Genomic DNA, 19,729 nt, shown 5'->3' on the forward strand with positions numbered 1-19,729 from the left:
CAGCGCTGGGCAGAAAAGTACATAAACGTATATTGGGCGACACAACGACCGATTGCCCGTTACGCGCTCGGAGCGCGTGTCGTTGCGACCATGACCGGGTGACCCACGCGACCCCACGCGACTCCTCGTTGTCCCCGGTCCCGCGGTCCCCGGACCGCCGTCGCACCATCCCCGCCGCCGCCCCCTGTCTGCTCGGCGGCGTGCTCGCCGCCGGCCTCGGCCTCGGGGCCTTCGCGGTGCTCGTCATGGTGCTGTGGATCAGCTCCCCCTATCCCGACAGCGGCCCCGGGGCGGCCCTGAAGGTCGCCGCCGGACTCTGGCTGCTCGCCCACGGAACGGAACTGGTCCGCCCCGACACCCTCTCGGGAGTTCCGGCCCCCGTAGGGCTGATCCCGCTGCTCCTCGTCGCCCTGCCCTTCTGGCTGGTCCACCGTGCCGTGCGTGTCGCCCTTGAGGAACAGGCCGGGGAGGAGGGTGAACCCGAGGGCCCCCAGCTGACACCCCGTAGCGTGTTCACTGCTGTGACCTGCGGTTACCTCCTGGTCGCCGTCGCAGCCACGACGTACTCGACCGGTGGTCCGCTCTCGGCCGACCTGCTGAGCGCGAGCTGGCACCTGCCCGGTGTGGCAGCGGCGGCGGCAGGCGCCGGCGTGTGGTCGGCGCGCGGCCGGCCCTACGGACCCCTGCCCCCCTGGCTGCCCGGAAGCCTCCGCAAGGTCGCCACCCGACCGCGGTGTGCCCTGGCCTTCCGGGCCGGCTCGGCCGGTGCCCTCACCCTGCTGGGCGGCGGCGCCCTGCTCGTGGGCGTCTCCTTGGCCTGGCACGCGGGCGATGCCCAGGAGTCGTTCCTGCGTCTGACCGGAGTGTGGTCGGGCCGCTTCGCGGTGCTCCTCCTGGCGCTCGCCCTGATCCCGAACGCCGCGGTCTGGGGTGCCTCCTACGGACTCGGACCCGGCTTCGCCCTCGGCTCCGGGGCCGTCGTCAGCCCACTGGGCTTCACCGGACCACCCGCTCTGCCCCGATTCCCGTTGTTGGCCGCGCTCCCACCCGCCGATGGCGGTTCGGGGCTGGCCTGGGCGGCGCTCGCCGTGCCGGTGCTGGCCGGGTCGGTGGTCGGCTGGTTCGTCCTGCGGACGGCCGTGCCGCGGTTCGCGCACCGGGAGGAGTCCTGGACCTGGCGGGAGACCGCATGGGGCGCGGTCTGCGCCTCGCTGGTCTGCGCGTGTGCCATGGCCGGTCTGGCGGGTGCCGCAGCCGGCCCGTTGGGTTCGCGGGCGCTGTCGGCCTTCGGACCCGTGTGGTGGCAGGCCGGAGTGGCGGCGCTGGCCTGGAGCCTGCTGCTTTCCGTTCCGCTGGCGTTGGGCGTGCGTGCCTGGCGGCTGCGGGAGCCCAGGGGGTTGTTCGAGGCGGATGCCCCGCAGGGGAGCCACGGGCCCGGGTCCGTCGGTACGCCGCCGGCGCGAACCGGTGACCCGGCGGGAGCTCCGGGCCCTGCTGTCGACGAACCGGCTGCCGGGCGCGGGGCCCAGCCCGAGGCGGCCCGGTACGCGGGGGAGGTGCGGCAGGCGCCTTCGGCGGCCGTCAAGGGCACGGCGGGTACGCCCGTGCACCCCATCGGGCCCGAGGCGCACAACGGCGGGGGCGAGGAGGCGGCCGAGCTCGCCGGCACGTCGAAGGTCGGGCAGCTGGTCGCGGGGTCGCTCGCCCATCCGGCGCCGGCGGTGCCCGCTGCCCTGTCGCCCGAACGGCCGCCGCAGGCTGTCGTGGAGCGCTCGGGTGGTCCGGTGCCGTCCCTCCAGGGCCTGCCGACCGGTGCGCGGACCGTGGTCCGGCGCTCCGGCCGGTCCGTGGAGGGCGGGGGTGGTGCTACTCCTTGACGCCGATGAGGTCGCGCAGTGGTTCGGGCAGCTCCTGGTTGCACTGGAGCTCCGCCGTCTTGGTCAGGGCGTCGGCGGTGCAGGTGTAGAAGTCGCGGTAGACGATCTGCGTCGCGTAGGAAGCGGCGACCACCAGCAATGCCAGCGAGGCCATGACCAGTCCGCTCACCGCGGCCGTCACCTGCGGGCGCGGTGGGGTCGCGCCGGGCGGAGCCGGGCTGCCGGGGCCGGACCCGGAGCCCGCCGCCGGGGCGAGGTCGGCGCTGCGGGCGACCTTGGGCTTGCCGCGCAGTGCGCTCGACCCCCAGTACAGGGACAGGGCGCCGAGCAGCAGGCCGAGGGCGGGGAGGTCGAAGAGGGCGAAGAAGAAGGCCCACATGCCCCCGAGCAGCGCGTAGCGGGCCCGCCGTTGCACCGGGTCGGTCGGGTCCCAGCGAAGGCCGCCGGGGCCCTGTCCGCCGCTGCCGCCCGGGCCGCCGCTGCGGCCTTCCCTTGGGCGGTCGCCGAAGGGGCCGTCCCCCCGTTGTGGTTGTTCACTGCTCCACTTGTCGCGGCGCGGCTCCCATGGCTGGTCGGGCCGGCCCTCCGGCGGTGCGGCGAACGGATTGTCCTCGCCCTCGGGCGGCGCCGGCGGGTTCGGAGGCGTCGGCGGGTTCGGGGACTGGCGGCTTGGGTCCGGCATCAGGTGAGCGTCTTCCCCTTGTGACTGAACGGTGTGACTGGCTGTCCGACGTTGGGTGACGTGCTTCGGGCCGCGGTCCGCCGGTGGACGGCACGGTCGACGACGTGCGCGTTGTCCGGTGTCCGAGCGGGCCCGAAGGGCTGTCAAGCCTGACGCTACCCCGCTGGCCTGCCCCCGTCCCTCGGGGGCCGCTCGGTGTGCCGGTATCGTTGCAGGCGGTCCGATGCTTCGTAGGGTCCCCCGTATTCGAGGGGCCCAAGCTTTCGTATGACCGTACAAGTACGAGTACTCGTGAGAAAGGGCCTCACCTTGGCCGCCCCCTCCCGTCCGGCCCGCCTGGTCGTGCTCGTCTCCGGATCCGGCACCAACCTCCAGGCCCTCCTTGACGCCATCGCCTCGCATCCGCAGGGCGCGGCCGGGTACGGCGCCGAAGTCGTCGCCGTAGGCGCCGACCGGTCGGGCATCGCCGGTCTCGAACGGGCGGCCAAGGCCGGACTGCCCACCTTCGTCTGCCCGGTCAAGGCATACCCCTCCCGACAGGAGTGGGACCGGGCCCTGGCCGAGGCGACGGCCGCGTACGAACCGGACCTCGTCGTCTCCGCCGGTTTCATGAAGATCGTGGGCAAGGAGTTCCTGGCCCGCTTCGGCGGGCGCTTCGTGAACACCCACCCCGCCCTGCTGCCGAGCTTTCCCGGCGCCCACGCCGTACGCGACGCGCTCGCCTACGGGGCACAGGTCACCGGCTGCACCGTCCACTTCGTGGACGACGGCGTGGACACCGGGCCGATCATCGCCCAGGGTGTGGTCGAGGTGCGCGAGGGGGACGACGAAGCCGCTCTGCACGAGCGGATCAAGGAAGTCGAGCGAGGGCTGCTCGTCGACGTCGTGGGGCGACTGGCCCGGCACGGCTACCGCATTGAGGGACGAAAGGTAACGATCCAGTGACCGCCGAAGTGACCGCCGAAGGTACGCAGACGGAGCGGCCGATCCGCCGCGCGCTCGTCAGCGTCTACGACAAGACGGGCCTCGAAGAGCTGGCCCGTGGGCTGCACGGGGCGGGCGTCACGCTGGTCTCCACCGGCTCCACCGCCTCGAAGATCGCCGCCGCGGGCGTGCCGGTCACCAAGGTCGAGGAGCTCACCGGATTCCCCGAGTGCCTCGACGGCAGGGTCAAGACCCTGCACCCGCGGGTGCACGCGGGCATCCTCGCGGACCTGCGCCTCGAAGACCACCAGCGCCAGCTCGCCGAACTGGGCGTCGAGCCCTTCGACCTGGTCGTCGTGAACCTCTACCCGTTCCGGGAGACCGTCGCCTCCGGTGCCACCCCCGACGAGTGCGTCGAGCAGATCGACATCGGTGGTCCCTCGATGGTCCGCGCCGCCGCCAAGAACCACCCCTCGGTCGCGGTGGTGACCAGCCCCGAACGGTACGCCGACGTCATCGCCGCGGCCCAGGGCGGCGGCTTCGACCTGGTCGCCCGCAAGCGGCTGGCAGCCGAGGCCTTCCAGCACACCGCCGCCTATGACGTGGCCGTGGCGTCCTGGTTCACCAACTCCTACGCCCCCGAAGACGGCGAGGTCCTGCCGGAGTTCCTCGCCGGCGCGTGGGAGCGCAAGGCCACCTTGCGCTACGGCGAGAACCCGCACCAGGCCGCCGCCCTGTACACGGACGGGCAGCCCGGTGGGCTCGCCAACGCCGAGCAACTGCACGGCAAGGAGATGTCCTTCAACAACTACGTGGACACCGAGGCCGCCCGCCGTGCCGCCTTCGACCACGAAGAGCCCTGCGTGGCGATCATCAAGCACGCCAACCCCTGCGGGATCGCGGTGGGCGAGGACGTGGCCCACGCGCACCGCAAGGCGCACGCCTGCGACCCGCTGTCCGCCTTCGGCGGGGTCATCGCCGTCAACCGGCCGGTGAGCGTCGAACTCGCCGAACAGGTGGCGGAGATCTTCACCGAGGTCATCGCCGCGCCGGACTACGAGGCCGGCGCCCTGGAGGTCCTCGCCAGGAAGAAGAACATCCGGGTGTTGAAGGTGGAGGGCCATCCGCACCAGCCGGGCGACCTCAAGCCCATCAGCGGCGGGGCCCTGCTCCAGCAGTCGGACGTCTTCCAGGCGGACGGTGACGATCCGGCCCACTGGACCCTCGCCACCGGCGATGCCCTGTCCACCGCCGAGCTCGCCGAGCTTTCCTTCGCCTGGAAGGCCTGTCGCGCCGTCAAGTCCAACGCGATCCTCCTCGCCAAGGAGGGGGCCTCGGTCGGCGTCGGCATGGGTCAGGTCAACCGGGTCGACTCGGCCAAGCTCGCCGTCGAACGGGCCGGCGTGGAGCGCGCCCGCGGTGCCTACGCCGCCTCCGACGCGTTCTTCCCGTTCCCGGACGGTCTGGAGATCCTCACTGGCGCCGGCATCAAGGCGGTCGTACAGCCCGGTGGGTCGGTCCGTGACGAGCAGGTCATCGAAGCGGCGCGGAAGGCGGGCGTGACGATGTACCTCACCGGCACCCGCCACTTCTTCCACTGACGCTTCGGGTGGCCAAGGGTGCTCCCGTGGTCCGCGGTGAATCAACACGCGGTGTCACAAGCGGCGGGCCGCACAGCGCGGTGGCATCCTCACGCCGGTCGTAGGTGATCCGACGGCGCGGCGGGGTGCCGTAGCTGTCGTCGGGCGCCGGCCGGAGGCCGCTGGACCGCCCCACAGACGAGAAGGCCGCGTTCGCAGTAACGGAACGCGGCCTTCTGCGTCAGTGGTACCTCCTGGGCCCCGGCCGCCGGCCACGGCCCAGGAGGCACCGATCAGCAGGTCACTTCTTGACCACCAGGGTGCCGGCGGCACGGTCGTGCCAGCCCTGCAACTTGCCCGAGTTGTCGAAGAAGGGCGAGATGTACACGAGGATCTGACCGAGGCCGCAGAAGATGGCCCCCACCATCGGGATGATCCAGCGGATGAAGCCGCCGCCGATGCCGGGGACCTGGCCGGTGTTCTCGCGGACCACCTTCAGGCCCAGGGCCATCTTGCCGACGGTCGCGCCCAGGAAGGAGATCATCAGCCACTCGTAGAGGAGGGTGGCGATGAAGATCAGGAACATGGCGCCGAGGAAGCCGGCGATGATGCCGCCGGCGGCTTCCTGTGCGTCGTTGATACAGCTCTGGTAGCCCGAGGACAGCGGGTCCATGTTGTTGCAGTCCTCGATCGTCTGGGAGACGCCGAACACGCCGGCGAGCCCGATCGCGCTCAACACGAAGGACAGGACGCTGATGATGACGCCGTCGATGAGTCGCGCGCCGAGGCGGCGTCCCATGGTGGCCACCTGGACGGTTCCCAGCGCCGGCACGTTGATGTAGCCGTTGTTGGCCTGGAGGGTGCCGGGGGCCGGCGCTCCGCCGTAGGGTGCGCCCTGCTGGGGGTAGCCGTAGCCGCCCTGCGGAGGAACGCCCTGAGGGGCCTGCTGCGGGTAGCCGTAGCCGGGCTGCCCCTGGGGCTGCCCTTGCGGCTCCTGCGGGCCGTAGGGGTTGTTCGGGTCGCCGAAGCTCATCTTGGGGTGTTCCTCCGTTTGTCGTGCGGGGACGACGCGGCGCGCGGAGGTAACACGATCGAACTGAGCGGTTCGCCCCCCGGCACTGCCCGCGGTTCTGCATCCGTCATCGTGGTGGCGGGGTCCCGGTTTGTCCAGCGGGACCACAACCACGACCACGTACCGTTGTGCAAGTGCAACCTCGGCCAAGGTCGTTGGCCTTGATTGGAACCGAGGCGGGTCCATCCGGGAGGATGGCGCCATGACTGCCCAGATTCTCGATGGCAAGGCCACCGCAGCCGCGATCAAGTCCGAGCTGACCGCCCGCGTGGCGGCCCTCAAGGACCGGGGCGTCACCCCCGGTCTGGGAACCCTCCTCGTCGGTGACGACCCGGGAAGCCGTTGGTACGTCGGCGGCAAGCACCGGGACTGCGCCGAGGTGGGGATCTCCTCCATCCGGCGGGAACTGCCCGCCACGGCCTCCCAAGACGAGATCGAAACAGTCGTCCGTGAACTCAACGAGGATCCCGGCTGTACGGGATACATCGTTCAACTGCCCCTGCCCAAAGGCATCGACACCAATCGCGTGCTGGAGCTGATGGATCCGGCCAAGGACGCCGACGGGCTCCACCCGATGAACCTGGGCCGGCTCGTGCTCGGCGAACCCGGGCCGCTGCCCTGCACCCCGTACGGGATCGTGGAGCTGCTGCGCCACCACGGCGTCGCCCTCGACGGTGCGCACGTCGTGGTCGTCGGCCGCGGCATCACGGTGGGCCGGTCCATCGGCCTGCTGCTCACCCGCAAGTCGGAGAACGCGACAGTGACCCTGTGCCACACCGGCACCCGGGACCTGTCGGCGCAACTGAGGCAGGCCGATGTGGTGGTGGCCGCGGCCGGTGTGCCGCACCTAGTCCGCCGGCAGGACGTCAAGCCCGGCGCGGCCGTCCTCGACGTCGGTGTCAGCCGCGACGGAGAAGGCAAGATCGTCGGAGACGTGGACCCGGAGGTGGCCGAGGTGGCCGCCTGGATCTCCCCGAACCCGGGCGGCGTGGGCCCCATGACGCGGGCCCAGCTCCTGGTCAACGTCGTCGAGGCGGCCGAGCGGTCGGTGAGCGATGTCGGCTGACGGCCGCAGGCGTTCCCGCCGCTTCCCCTCGATCACCCGCGACACGGCGCGGCCCGAGGGCGGCGGGCGCGCCGCGCCACGCGACGCACCCGCGCCGGCCCGCCAGTGGCCGATGCTCGTGGTGCTGGCCGCCACCGCGGCCGGGCTGCTGGCAACCGCCCTGGGGCACGTACGGATCGGCTGCCTGGCCATAGGCTCCGCCTTGTTGCTGGCGGCGGTGATGAGGCGTCTGCTGCCCTCGGTGGGCATGCTCGCCGTCCGGTCCCGCTTCACCGACATGGTCACCTACGGGCTGTTGGGCTCCGCGATCGTGCTGCTCGCACTCGTTTCGCAGCCCCGACCGTGGCTGGACATCCCCTTCCTTGAGGACGCCGTACGGTTCACGGTCCGCTGAGCGGTGTGCGGCGGACCACACCGGGGTGGGGCTGTGGGTGCGCGGTTCCCCGGGTCCGATAGCCTGACGGCGGATGTCTCTTCACATCAAGATTCACCGGAAGCGGCGTCCTACCAGCACATGGGGCAAGGACGCCCCACCGCCAGCTGTCTAACGGAGATCGCCATGACCCGCACTCCCGTGAATGTCACCGTCACCGGCGCCGCCGGTCAGATCGGCTACGCGCTGCTCTTCCGCATCGCGTCCGGCCACCTGCTCGGCGCGGACGTTCCGGTCAAGCTCCGCCTCCTGGAGATCCCGCAGGGCCTGAAGGCCGCTGAGGGCACCGCGATGGAGCTCGACGACTGTGCCTTCCCGCTGCTGCGAGGCATCGAGATCACCGACGACCCGAACGTCGGCTTCGACGGCGCCAACGTGGCCCTCCTGGTGGGCGCCCGTCCCCGCACCAAGGGCATGGAGCGCGGTGACCTGCTCTCCGCCAACGGCGGCATCTTCAAGCCGCAGGGCAAGGCCATCAACGACAACGCCGCGGACGACATCAAGGTCCTGGTGGTCGGCAACCCGGCCAACACCAACGCCCTGATCGCCCAAGCCGCGGCCCCGGACGTACCGGCCGAGCGCTTCACCGCGATGACTCGCCTGGACCACAACCGCGCGATCTCGCAGCTGGCCGCCAAGACCGGCGCCGCCGTCTCCGACATCAAGCGCCTGACCATCTGGGGCAACCACTCGGCCACCCAGTACCCGGACATCTTCCACGCGGAGATCGCGGGCAAGAACGCCGCCGAGGTCGTCTCCGACGAGGCCTGGCTGGCCGACAGCTTCATCCCGACCGTGGCCAAGCGCGGCGCCGCGATCATCGAGGCGCGTGGCGCTTCCTCCGCCGCCTCGGCGGCGAACGCGGCCATCGACCACGTCCACACCTGGGTCAACGGCACCGCCGAGGGCGACTGGACCTCCATGGGCATCCCCTCGGACGGTTCCTACGGCGTCCCGGAGGGTCTGATCTCCTCCTTCCCCGTCACCTGCAAGGACGGCAAGTACGAGATCGTCCAGGGCCTGGACATCAACGAGTTCTCCCGGAGCCGCATCGACGCCTCCGTCCAGGAGCTCGCCGAGGAGCGCGACGCGGTCCGTGAGCTCGGCCTGATCTGACCCACCGCGGGGTGAGGCGCCCGCCCTGTTCGGCCGGATCCCTTGCATCCAAATTGGCCTACCAGAGGCGCTACGCCAGATCCTGTACGGCTTGTCATCAAAACGCCCCGGTAAACCTCTCCGGGGCGTTTTGGCGTGTTTGCAGCTATCCGCCTGCCCACAACAGGCCCTACGTTGCGCTGATGAACCAGCCGGCCGCCGTGCCCCCGCAGCCCAGCAGGCCCCCCACCCCCCAGCTGTACGGGAAGCCCCCGACCGACCCGAAGGCAAGCGAGGCCGGCCGGCTCCTGTGCGCCGGCAGTTACCTCGACCGGCGCTTCCGCGACCAGGTCATCGACCACCTGTACATCCACGAGGAGCGCTTCGCCGCACCCAGCTACGGCATCGACGCAGCCCGGGTCCTGGCCCACGCGCTGCGCGCCAGACGTATAGAAGTGGGCTGGTCCATCGGCGTGTTGGCGGCGTGGTTGCTGGCCGGGCTGCTCAGCGGGGGCGTGATCGTGCTGCGGCTGCTGCTGCCCTGCCTGTTGTTGAGCATCGCCTCCGGACTGTCCCGTGCCCGCAAGACCGGCCCGGCGCTGCCCCGCCCCGTGATCCTGGTCATCAGGATCTATGCGTGGACGCTGATGACCCTCACCCTGCTGGACCTGCTGATCGTGGCCTTCGTGCAGGGCCACCCCGAGCGAGCCGACAACGCCTTCTTCCAACTGGTGTGGAGCATCGGCGGATTGATCGACATCCAGCAGGCCCTCCTCACCGGGGACTGGCTCTGGCGCATCTACGGGGACACGGAGGGCGCCTTTCGTTCCCCCTACGCCACGATCGGCTTCCTCGGCCTGCTCGGTCTCCTCGCCGGACTGCAACGCGGACAGTTCGCCCGGACCATGTCCGGCGAACTCTCCCGAGAGAAGTACCACGAGCTGGCCCAGGACCCCGCTGAGACGTTCAACAGCCCGCGTTTCCTGCTGGCGCAGGACCGCATCCGCACCGAGCAGTCCTCCCCCGTGGTCCTGTACGCCACCACCCGCCCGTTCCTCGGAGCCGGTGCCGCCTTCCGGCCCTGGCACCTGGCGGTCGAACTTCAGCCCCGCGACGACATCGGCACCCGCAAACCCGACCCCGTGGACAACGCCGAGATCCTGCGGCGGGTGGTCCCGCTGGTCGAAGCCCTTCGGGTGCCCTCTCCCCGCCGTGACCCGCAGGCGGCGGCGGCGGTCCTGGACCGGCTGCGGGAACTGGTCGTCGACGAGTGCGTCTTCCTCCCCGCGGCCGGACTACGTGACCGCGACGACGCCCCCCACACCCCCGAGGACTTCGCCCGGCACCGCGCGGAAGCCATCGAGGAGGGTGGCGAGAAGCGGCGCCACTTCCTGCGGATCAGGGTCGGGGGCTGGGACGAGGACGTGGTGGTCACCGTCTTCGTACGCGTCCACACCCAGGGCGGTGTGCTGATGCTGGAGGTCGCCCCGCACGTACTGCTGCCCGTGCGGGAGCTGTTCCAGGAGGCGGACGACATGGCCCAGCGACACCTGCGCAACAGTACGGTCGGCAAGGTCGCCTGGGCGATCGCCCACGGGCCGCGCTCCCTCGGCTTCGCCCTCCTGGCCTTCGCCCGCAGCTGGACGATCCTGTGGCAGGAGCTGACCGCCGGCAACAAGGGTGCTCGTCCCACCGGTCCCGAGGCGGCCGTACGGGAGCTGGGCAGCGAGGGGGACTCCTCGCTGTTCCAGACCATGGACATCGACCGCTACCTGAAGACGATCCAGGACCGGGTGGCCAGCGGGGTGCGGCTGTCGCTGTACGAAGCGGGTTGGCAGACGGCCGAGTTCGAGCGCAAGACCGTGAACCTCGCCGAAGGCGCGGTCTACATCCACTCCGTCACCGACAGCGCCTTCGGCGTCGGTGACGGCAACAACATCAACCCGCCCCACAAGAAACCTTCCAAGGAGAAGGAGGCCAAACGTGGCAGGTCCTGAAAGGGAACAGAGCGACCGGAGGGAACCGGGCTCCGGCACCCCCGGACCGGGCCCGCGACCCGCGCCGGCGGTGTCCGTGGGCGCCGTGACCGGCAGCGCCTTCGCGATCGGTGACCACAACACGGTCACCGTAGCCAGCGCCGACGGTGGAGCGCGCGCTCCGGAAGTGGACCGGCTGTCCGCGGCGGTCCGGGAACTGCGCGCCGACCTCTCCCGGCTGACCGCACGAGATGCCGTGGCAGTGGCGCACCTCGACGCCGAACTGGTCGAGGTCGAGGGGGAGATCGAGGTCTCGGACACGGTTTCCCGGAGCCGACTGGCCCGGCTCCGCGGAGCCCTGGTGTCGGCCGCGCCGGTGGTGGAACTGCTGGCCTCGGGCACGGCCGTGGCGACCGCGGTGGCCGCGCTGTGGGGGAGCTGACCGGTGCTCCCGCCTGAAGCCGTGTGGAACCCGACGTTACAGCGTTGGGAGTTCGCCGATGAGCCGGCGGTGCCCGGGCAGGAAGCGGGGAACCGCGACCTGGGGCCGCCGCCGGCCAGGGCCCCGCAGGGCCGTCGTCCCCGCCGTGCCGCCCTCTGGTCAGCGGCAGTGGTCGGCGTGCTGGTGGTGGTCGTCTGGTACGTGCGGTCGGACGGCGATGAGGACCCCGAGAACGCCCGCCGAGGACCCGGGAGCAGCGCCACAGTGCCGCTCCCCTCACCTTCCTCCACACCACCCCCGCCCACGGGCGCCCCCTCGTCCTCCGCACCACAACCGCCTTCCCCGCCCTTCGGGTTCCGGATCGACGCCGGCCCGAAGAGCGGCGTCACCCTTGCCGTGCCCCGCACCTGGACGCGGCGGGAGGACACTGACAGCGCCATCTTCGAATCCTCCGACCGGCTTTCCTTCCTGGTGGTCATCCACCGGTCCACCGGGACCACTCGCACCCCGCTCAGCTACGCCCAGGAGGCTTCCCGGGTGCTGCGCCCGCTGCGGCCCCACTACGAGGAGACCCGGCTCGGCCACGTGTCCGGTGCCAGTGGGGCCGCCGAGCTCGTGTACGCGTACGACTACCCGGAATCCGGCGGTCGGCGGCGCGGCATCTTCCGGGTGTTCGTCACCTCGGACCTCCAGACCTACGCCCTGCACGTCGCCGGACCCCAGGAGGACTGGCCCCGCCAGCGCCAGGTCCTCGACGCCGCTCTCACCGGCTCCTACGCGCCCTGACCCCCGGGAGGTACCGGACGGACCGGGTGGGTTCCGTGGCGCACCCGAGCGTGTCGGCCTCTGCCAGGTCGGGACCCTCGAAATCATGCATAAAACAGCCCAGATGGCATGAAGCATTCGTAGTCCAGAGAGGATGCGGCGCCGAGGTGATGGCCGGATTCCCTCCCCGGACCACCGCCCTCTACCCTTGCCGGGAACCGGCAGGGGAGGACCTCATGCACCACGACAGTGCGGGTGGCGACGACGCCAGACGCAGAATGCGCTCCGGCGGCGTGATACTCGGTGGGGTGGGCCTGTTGGCCGCCGCGCTGGTCGGCTGCGGATCGGACCCCGACAAGCGCTGCGCGGACCCCAAGACCAGCGAACAGCTGAAGGACTCCGACTGCCGGGACAACGGGAGCGGCGCGTACTACTACGGCGGCTCCAGCAAGAAGGGGAAACCGTCCGGCGGCAGCTTCAACAAGTCGGCGGTCGACCGCGGGGGCTTCGGTGCCACCCGCTCCGGTGGCGGCTGAGTAGGACCACGTAGATGCAACGGCACACCCGCACCCCCCGCCCCGGTTGGCAGCAGACGGTCGAAGAGCAGGGCCTGATCTACCCGCTCACCAGGATGCCCGGCGGTGAGTTCCGCCCCTACTGGGACGAGAGCGCCTACTACTCCTTCACACTGCCCGAGATCGAGGCGCTGGAAGACGTGGTGGAGGACCTCCACGCGATGTGCCTGGCGGCTGCCGCCCACATCGTGGAGCAGGACCGCTTCGCCGACCTCGGCCTGTCCGACCCGCGACTGGTCAAGCGCGTCGCCGAGTCCTGGCGCCGCCGAGCCGAACTGCCCTCCCTGTACGGACGCTTCGACCTGCGCTACGACGGCCGGGAGCCGGCGAAGCTCCTGGAATACAACGCCGACACCCCGACTTCCCTGGTGGAGGCCGCAAGCCCGCAGTGGTTCTGGATGGAGGAGTGCTTCCCCGGCGCCGACCAGTGGAATTCCCTGCACGAGCGGCTCGTCGACGCCTGGCGCCGCCAGGCTGAACTACTTCCGCCCGGGCCCGTCCACTTCGTCCACTCCGAGGGCGACGAACTGGGCGAGGACCTGATGACCGTCGCCTACCTTCGGGAAACCGCGATCCAGGCGGGGTTGCAGACCGAGGCGCTCTCGGTGGAGCAGATCGGCTGGGACCATCTCGCCGGGCGGTTCGTGGACGACCGCTTCCGCTTCGTGCGCAGCTGCTTCAAGCTCTACCCGTGGGAGTGGCTGGCCACCGACCGCTTCGGCCCGCACGTGCTGGACACCCTGGACAACGGCGGCGGTTCCGGCAGCACCTGCTGGATCGAGCCGGCCTGGAAGATGCTGCTGTCCAACAAGGCGCTACTGGCGATCTTGTGGGAGCTCTTCCCCGGCCACCCGAACCTGCTGCCCGCCTATCTGGACGGCCCGCGCGAGTTGGCCACCACCACCGGCTACGTCTCCAAGCCGCTGCTCGGGCGCGAGGGTGCCGGCGTGATCGTCCACCGGGCGGACCCGACCTGCGACGGTACGGTCGCGACCGCGCCGCCGGAGCCTCAGGTCTACCAGGAGCTCGCCCCGCTACCGGACTTCGACGGCAACCGGGTCGTCCTCGGGGCCTGGGTGGTGGAGGAGGAAGCCGCCGGGCTCGGCATCCGTGAGTCCACCGGACTGATCACCGACGAGTACGCCCGGTTCCTTCCGCACATCATCCGCTGACCGCGCCGCAGGGCAGCACCGGGCGGGGCGAGGAGAGGAAGCTCCCGCCCCGCCCCGCCCCGCGGCCGGACAGAACTCAGTCCGCTAGCGCCGAGCGCAGTTGGTCCAGCCCCCAGTCGAGGTCCTCCTTGGAGATCACCAACGGCGGGGCGATCCGGATCGTCTGCCCATGGGTGTCCTTCACCAGCACCCCCCTTTCCATCAACCGTTCGGAGACCTCACGCCCCGTTCCGTGCCCGGGGGCGATGTCCACCCCGGCCCACAGACCGCGCCCGCGCACCGCGGTCACCGAGCCGCGGCCGGCCAGCAGGTGGAGCTCCCGGTGCAGGTGCTCGCCGAGTTCGGCGGCCCGCGCCTGGTACTCACCGGTGCGCAACAGCGCCAGCACCTCCAGGCCCACCGCGCAGGCCAGCGGGTTCCCGCCGAAGGTCGAACCGTGCTCGCCGGGGCGGAACACACCCAACACGTCCTGGTTCGCCACGACCGCCGAGACCGGGACGACGCCTCCGCCCAGCGCCTTGCCCAGCACATACATGTCGGGCACCACGCCCTCGTGCTCCAGTGCGAAGGTCCGACCGGTCCGACCGAGACCGGACTGGATCTCATCAGCGATGAACAGGACGTTCCGCTGCCGTGTCAGCTCCCGCAGCCCGGACAGGTACCCGGGCGGCGGCACCAGTACGCCCGCCTCCCCCTGGATCGGCTCGATCAGCACCGCCACGGTGTTCTCTGTGACCGCCGCTTCCATCGCGGTCAGGTCACCGTACGGGACGATCTCGAAGCCGGGCGTGTACGGACCGTAGTGGGCCCTCGCCTCGTGGTCCGTGGAGAAGCTCACGATCGTTGTGGTGCGGCCGTGGAAGTTGTTCGCCGCAACCACGATCTTGGCATGGCCGTCGGGTACGCCCTTGACCTCGTAGCCCCATTTGCGGGCGGTCTTCACGGCCGTTTCGACCGCCTCCGCGCCGGTGTTCATCGGCAGCACCATGTCCTTGTCGCACAACTCGGCGAGCTGGGTGCAGAAATCAGCGAACCGGTCGTGGTGGAAGGCCCGCGAGGTCAGGGTGACCCGGTCCAGCTGGGCCTTGGCCGCCTCGATCAACCGACGGTTGTTGTGGCCGAAGTTGAGCGCCGAGTAGCCGGCGAGCAGGTCGAGGAAACGACGCCCCTCGACGTCCGTCATCCAGGCGCCGTCCGCCGTGGCGACGACCACCGGCAGCGGGTGGTAGTTGTGCGCGCTGTGTGCCTCGGCGGAGCTGATCGTGGCCCCGGTGGCCGAAGGGGCTCCTGGGGTGGTGGCATCGGCTGTGGTCGACACGGGGTCTCCGTTCGTCTTGCGGCGTGGGTTCCCGCATGGGGCTGGCGAGGATGGTGCCTCTTTCTATCGTCGCTCGCCCAGGGGCGTAGGAAACATAAGACGGCGACGCGCCGAACTGAGCGGTTCGCTAAGGGCTGTCCCGTAATCCCCGGCGGGCGCACGGCGACAGCTACGGCACCTCGCTGCGTTGCCGGAACGCCCGAATACGCCCAGTATGGGGACGCCCCTCCGCCTTGCGATGCACCGCATCTGACGCCGTGCGCTGATCCACCGGGAATTACGGGACAGCCCTTAGGGTGTGCGTACGCACGGCGACTGGCGTACGGAGAACGAACTCCGGGGGAGCCGCGCGCGCAGCACCGCAGGAGAGAGCCGCTCGCCTGGGCCACCGCGGGGACGAACCCACATCGACCCCGGAGGCCACCCGCCATGACCGCGCGCCATCCCGCCCTACTCGCCGCCGACCCGCAGCTCGCGACCCTCGTGGCAGCCGAGGAAGGGCTCCAGTCCGAGACCCTGCGGCTGATACCCAGCGAGAACTACGTCTCGGCCGCCGTGCTGGAGGCCACCGGCACCGTCCTGCAGAACAAGTACAGCGAGGGCTATCCCGGTCGCCGCTACTACGAGGGCCAGCAGATCATCGACCAGGTGGAGACCCTGGCGGTGGAACGCGCCCGCGCGGTCTTCGGCGCCGACCACGTCAACGTCCAGCCCTACTCGGGCTCACCCGCGAACCTCGCGGTCTACCTGGCCTTCGCCCAACCCGGGGACACCGTGATGGGCATGGCGCTGCCGATGGGCGGGCACCTCACACACGGCTGGGGAGTGTCGGCCACCGGTAGCTGGTTCCGTGGCGTGCAGTACGGCGTCCGGGCCGACACCGGGCTGATCGACTATGACGAGGTACGTGATCTCGCCCTCAAGGAGCGACCCAAGTTGATCTTCTGCGGGGGGACGGCGCTGCCCCGCACCATCGACTTCGCGGCCTTCTCGCAGATCGCGCGGGAGGCCGGATCGGTCCTGGTGGCGGACATCGCCCACATCGCCGGCCTGGTCGCCGGCGGCGCACACCCCTCGCCCGTGCCGCACGTGGACGTCGTCACCACCACGACCCACAAGACCCTGCGGGGACCGCGCGGCGCCATGCTGATGTGCCGCCAGGAGCACGCCAAGGCCGTCGACAAGGCGGTCTTCCCCGGACTCCAGGGCGGCCCGCACAACCACACCACCGCCGGCATCGCGGTAGCCCTGCATGAAGCGGCGCAGCCGTCCTTCCGCAGTTACGCGCACGCCGTCGTCGCCAACGCCAAGGCCCTCGCCGAGGCCCTGCTGGAGCGTGACTTCGATCTGGTCTCCGGAGGCACGGACAACCATCTGCTGCTGGTCGACCTCACCGCGCAGGGCCTGCCCGGCAAGGTCGCCGCCAAGGCCCTGGACCGCGCCGGCCTCGTGGTGAACTACAACACGGTGCCCTTCGACCCGCGTAGGCCCTTCGATCCTTCTGGCATCCGCATCGGTACTCCGTCGCTGACCTCCCGCGGTCTCACTCCCGGCCACATGCCGCAGGTCGCCGAGTGGATCGACCGTGCCGTGCGGGCGGCCCGTACCGCCGACGAGCAGGCCCTGGGTATCGTCCGCGCCGAAGTCCGCGCCCAGATGGCCGCCCACCCCGCCCCGGGCCTGCCGCTGTCCTGACCTCTGCCATCCGCCCGCACCGCGGAAGCCCGCCGGGCGGCCGGCCGACACCCGAGGAGTGCCGGCCGCCCGGCGGGTATGGGAGCACCTGGAGGTCAGCCGATCGTCTCGAACCCGGCGAAGGCGTCGGAGGCCGTGGTCCGCCTTGTCTCACCGCTCCTGGTGTAGTCCGCGGAGAATCGGATCCGCCCCGATCCCTTCGTGGTCAGCCACAGATCGAAGCGGCCGTTGTTGTTGGCGTCGGGTGCCGCCACGAACTGCGGGACCTCGTCGACGTTCCAGTCGTCCGGGCCCACCTTGGTGCGGTGGTCCAGGCTGATGTCAAGGCCTCCGTCCACGGGGTCCCGGGAGCCGTCGAACACCCAGATGGCGCCGCCGATATCGGTGCGGTCGTAGCGCACCAACAGGTCGGCGTCCCCGTCCCCGTTCCAGTCGCCGGGGGCGCCCAGGGTCACGTCCTTGATCCGGGAGCTGCCGGAGGAGATGGGGTCGTCGGGGCCCGCGAGCAGCACCGGCTCACGACCGTCGAGGTAGTAGTCCTCGTCGCCGTAGTAGAGCCAGATGTAGGTGCCGTCGTTGACCAGGAGGTCGGGATAGCCTTCGGTGTCGAAGGCCCCGTCGCCATCTACGTCGAGCGGGCCGTCCACATCTCCCACGGCGAGGATCTGCTTGACCCCGTTCTTCCAGTGGTTGTTGGCTTGCTTGCGGACCGTCAGTTCCTCACGGTCCATTTGCGAGCAGTTCGTGCAGGCGTATCCCCAGCCGCTGTTGGGGTACATCCATAGCCGCTCCTCGTTCGACCCGGAGTCGTGTCGCAGGGCCACCAGGTCGGTGTACCCGTCGTTGTTCCAGTCGTCGCGGTGCGTGATCGGCACGCCGCCGAACTTGTAGTCGCTAGCCTTGGAGGTCGCCTCGGTTAGCGTGCCGTCCCCGGCTCCGTAGAAGCGGCGCAGGGTCCCGTCTTTGTCTACCGCCCACAGGTCGGCGTTGCCGTCGCCGTTGATGTCACCCGGCTTGTCCTTGGCCTTCAGGCCGTTGGCGTAGAAGAGGTAGACGGCGGTGTCGGAGGAGTTCCCCGCCTTGTCGTAACTCTTCACATAGACCTTGCCGGGACCGGCACTGGTGGGGGTGAGCGAGACGGTCACGGAACCTCCCGCGCTACTGGGCGATTTGGTGCGTCGACCGCTCTCCCAGTCCGTCCAGTACTCGTACTTGGCGACGTCGGACACGCCGCCGCTGGTGAACTTGAAGTCGCCCTTGCTCCGTGCCCTTCCGGTGATCACCGGCCAGCCGTCGCTCCCGTCGGGGAACTGCTCGGAACTGACCCCCGGCGGGTTGCTGGGCCGCGTCGCGTCATACACGAAGTGACAGCGCTCGGTCCACGGGCTGGTCAGGCTGCCGTCCTCTGTGCTCACCCGCCACGTGAACTCGCCCGCGCCCTGCACCCCGACCTTGGACAGCAGGCCCTTCAAGGTAGAACGGCTGATCCTGTGTTTGGCGACCGTGCCGGAGGTCGCGGAGACCTTGACATCCACGGTGTTCCCGACGCCTCCCTGGACGGAGGGCCAGAGGATGAAGTGGGCTTTGACGGTGCCGCCGTCCCGGTCGTAGACCCTGGCCGCGAGGGTGACGTCACTGTTGCCGATCAGGCCGTACGGCTTGGCCACACCGCAGTCGTCTCCACTGCCCGGGGAGGTGTACATGCCCTTCGGCACGTTGGGCACGGTGTTGTAGTCGGTGGTCAGAACGGCCGACTTGATGTCGAACTTCTTCCAGCCGTAGACGTCGCTCTCGTTGGACGCCCTCATGCCGAGGGTGATGTCATGCCACTTGCCCGCCGCCGCCTCCTTGGTAGCGGAGGTGACGTCATAGGCAAGGTTCCCTGCCGGGCACGAGGAGTTGTAGCCCTTGCTGCTGCCGGACTGGGCAAGCTTGCGGTGCCAGGTGGGCTGGTTGTTCCACGTGGTGGATGAGCTGATCTTCGAAGTCAGCCACACCTCGGAGGTGCGGCCGTTGCACGACCAGGACCAGCTGTTCTTGATGCGGAAGGTCGACTTGGAGATGACCTTGTTGGTGCTCCAGAGCTTGTCCGTGTCCATCCGGAAGAACGAGCGCCCGGTGCCGTTGGTCATGTTCTCGTAGCCGATGCGGGCCAGGGAGGTTCCGACGGAGCCATCGGAGTTGTGCCAGCTCTTGCCGTTGTAGTAACTGCTGTTCGGGTACTTCTTGTAGGCGATGGTCCAGGCCTCGCGTGAACCGGCTACCGACGGGTCGAGGTAGACCGGGTAGGTGGTCTTTGGTCCCGTGAGGATGTCCTGGTCCGGGGTGAGGACCAGGCTGTCTTCGGAGACCTCGACATCCATCTCGGCCTCACGGGCTCCGTCACCCCCCTCGAACTCGTCCTCCGCGGACGCTGCAGGCTCAGCTTTGTTCGCGGCGAAGGCCGCGAAGCGGGCCGTGGGCTTGGTCTGCGTCTCGGTCGACGCAGGACCCTTCGAAGCGGAGCTGTCCCACATCCGGGGCGGAGAGGCGGTGAACACCTCCTGGTCGGCGGGGTTCACGGCCCGCATGTTGCCGTGCTCGTCCGTCGAGACCTTCAGGCCCTTGGCTTCGAAGTCGAAGACGATGTTCTTCAACGTCGGGTTGGCCGCCGCCTCGGCGCTCTTGACGACCAGGAGCTGACCGAATCCGCTGGCGCCCGCACGCATCCGCAGGTCCACGCCGGGCAGCACATCCGGGTACGTGACCTCGTTCCCCTCGACCCTGGGTTTGGGCAGCTGGTCCGGCCAGGACCAGGACACGCTCCGACCATCCCGGGCGATGGTCACCAGTGGACCGCGACCGCCTCCGGAGAAGCTCAGACCAACCTCGGTCGCCTTCGTGACCAGACGGCCCCCGTCGGTCGTTAGTGTGGGATCGATGTCGACCAGCTTGTTGTCCTTCCGGACCCACTGCGGCACGACGTACGTGTCGCGGGTAAACGAGCCGGAAGGGTGCGCGAACACCTGTGATTTTTCCGTGCGTTGGGACAACACTTCAACCGGAATTCCAGATTCC

16 protein-coding genes are annotated in these 19,729 nt (G+C 70.0%); 12 read left to right on the forward strand and 4 right to left on the reverse strand.

The annotated features are described in order from the left end of the window. The first annotated feature begins 98 nt into the window (after nucleotides 1-98). The gene (locus ACFYMC_RS08235) at nucleotides 99-1,877 is read left to right on the forward strand and encodes a DUF6350 family protein (RefSeq protein WP_388520627.1); all 1,779 of its coding nucleotides are present in this window, start codon (nucleotides 99-101) and stop codon (nucleotides 1,875-1,877) included. Here the strand turns inward: ACFYMC_RS08235 and ACFYMC_RS08240 are convergent. Beyond that, nucleotides 1,867-2,559, reverse strand: a complete 693-nt coding sequence (locus ACFYMC_RS08240; RefSeq protein ID WP_388520629.1) for a hypothetical protein — start codon at nucleotides 2,557-2,559, stop codon at nucleotides 1,867-1,869. The two genes, ACFYMC_RS08235 and ACFYMC_RS08240, sit on opposite strands and share 11 nt — an antisense overlap. A 291-nt stretch (nucleotides 2,560-2,850) precedes the next feature. Between ACFYMC_RS08240 and purN the strand changes: the two genes are divergently transcribed. Together purN and purH are read left to right on the forward strand one after the other, a co-directional pair. Beyond that, nucleotides 2,851-3,504, forward strand: a complete 654-nt coding sequence (gene purN / locus ACFYMC_RS08245) for a phosphoribosylglycinamide formyltransferase (protein ID WP_388520632.1) — start codon at nucleotides 2,851-2,853, stop codon at nucleotides 3,502-3,504. After that, nucleotides 3,501-5,084, forward strand: a complete 1,584-nt coding sequence (gene purH, locus ACFYMC_RS08250; protein ID WP_388520635.1) for a bifunctional phosphoribosylaminoimidazolecarboxamide formyltransferase/IMP cyclohydrolase — start codon at nucleotides 3,501-3,503, stop codon at nucleotides 5,082-5,084. Before purN ends, purH begins: the two co-directional genes overlap by 4 nt. A 280-nt stretch (nucleotides 5,085-5,364) precedes the next feature. On the opposite strand, the gene ACFYMC_RS08255 is transcribed toward purH, so the two are convergent. After that, nucleotides 5,365-6,096 carry an RDD family protein gene (locus ACFYMC_RS08255; protein WP_388520638.1) on the reverse strand — a complete coding sequence of 244 codons (732 nt, stop codon included), beginning with the start codon at nucleotides 6,094-6,096 and terminating at the stop codon, nucleotides 5,365-5,367. A gap of 241 nt (nucleotides 6,097-6,337) precedes the next feature. On the opposite strand from ACFYMC_RS08255, the gene ACFYMC_RS08260 reads away from it, so the two are divergent. From ACFYMC_RS08260 to ACFYMC_RS08295, 8 genes are all read left to right on the forward strand, one after another. Beyond that, a complete protein-coding gene (locus ACFYMC_RS08260; protein WP_388520641.1) occupies nucleotides 6,338-7,201 on the forward strand; it encodes a bifunctional methylenetetrahydrofolate dehydrogenase/methenyltetrahydrofolate cyclohydrolase in 864 nt (287 codons plus the stop codon). Beyond that, nucleotides 7,191-7,595 (forward strand): DUF3017 domain-containing protein, encoded by a 405-nt coding sequence (locus ACFYMC_RS08265; protein WP_388520644.1) that lies wholly within the window; start codon nucleotides 7,191-7,193, stop codon nucleotides 7,593-7,595. The genes ACFYMC_RS08260 and ACFYMC_RS08265 overlap by 11 nt, the downstream gene beginning before the upstream one ends. Before the next feature lie 165 nt (nucleotides 7,596-7,760). Further along, nucleotides 7,761-8,750 carry a malate dehydrogenase gene (locus ACFYMC_RS08270; protein WP_388520647.1) on the forward strand — a complete coding sequence of 330 codons (990 nt, stop codon included), beginning with the start codon at nucleotides 7,761-7,763 and terminating at the stop codon, nucleotides 8,748-8,750. A 182-nt stretch (nucleotides 8,751-8,932) separates the two neighbouring features. Beyond that, nucleotides 8,933-10,726, forward strand: coding sequence for a hypothetical protein (locus tag ACFYMC_RS08275; protein WP_388520649.1), 1,794 nt, complete (start codon nucleotides 8,933-8,935; stop codon nucleotides 10,724-10,726). Next, a complete protein-coding gene (locus ACFYMC_RS08280; protein WP_388520652.1) occupies nucleotides 10,713-11,147 on the forward strand; it encodes a hypothetical protein in 435 nt (144 codons plus the stop codon). Before ACFYMC_RS08275 ends, ACFYMC_RS08280 begins: the two co-directional genes overlap by 14 nt. A gap of 3 nt (nucleotides 11,148-11,150) precedes the next feature. Then, complete coding sequence (locus ACFYMC_RS08285; protein WP_388520655.1) at nucleotides 11,151-11,933, forward strand: hypothetical protein; 783 nt, start codon at nucleotides 11,151-11,153, stop codon at nucleotides 11,931-11,933. A gap of 215 nt (nucleotides 11,934-12,148) precedes the next feature. Then, the gene (locus tag ACFYMC_RS08290) at nucleotides 12,149-12,448 is read left to right on the forward strand and encodes a hypothetical protein (protein WP_388520658.1); all 300 of its coding nucleotides are present in this window, start codon (nucleotides 12,149-12,151) and stop codon (nucleotides 12,446-12,448) included. Nucleotides 12,449-12,462: 14 nt separating this feature from the next. Beyond that, nucleotides 12,463-13,659, forward strand: a complete 1,197-nt coding sequence (locus tag ACFYMC_RS08295; protein WP_388520661.1) for a glutathionylspermidine synthase family protein — start codon at nucleotides 12,463-12,465, stop codon at nucleotides 13,657-13,659. Nucleotides 13,660-13,735: 76 nt separating this feature from the next. Here ACFYMC_RS08295 and rocD read toward each other — a convergent pair whose 3' ends face one another. After that, nucleotides 13,736-14,977, reverse strand: coding sequence for an ornithine--oxo-acid transaminase (gene rocD, locus ACFYMC_RS08300; protein ID WP_388520663.1), 1,242 nt, complete (start codon nucleotides 14,975-14,977; stop codon nucleotides 13,736-13,738). 429 nt (nucleotides 14,978-15,406) lie between these two features. Between rocD and glyA the strand changes: the two genes are divergently transcribed. After that, a complete protein-coding gene (gene glyA, locus ACFYMC_RS08305; RefSeq protein WP_388520666.1) occupies nucleotides 15,407-16,672 on the forward strand; it encodes a serine hydroxymethyltransferase in 1,266 nt (421 codons plus the stop codon). 95 nt (nucleotides 16,673-16,767) lie between these two features. On the opposite strand, the gene ACFYMC_RS08310 is transcribed toward glyA, so the two are convergent. Then, nucleotides 16,768-19,677, reverse strand: coding sequence for an FG-GAP-like repeat-containing protein (locus ACFYMC_RS08310; RefSeq protein WP_388520669.1), 2,910 nt, complete (start codon nucleotides 19,675-19,677; stop codon nucleotides 16,768-16,770). Nucleotides 19,678-19,729 lie beyond the last annotated feature (52 nt).

This window comes from Streptomyces sp. NPDC006879 (assembly GCF_042869595.1).
Classification (GTDB): Bacteria; Actinomycetota; Actinomycetes; order Streptomycetales; family Streptomycetaceae; genus Streptomyces.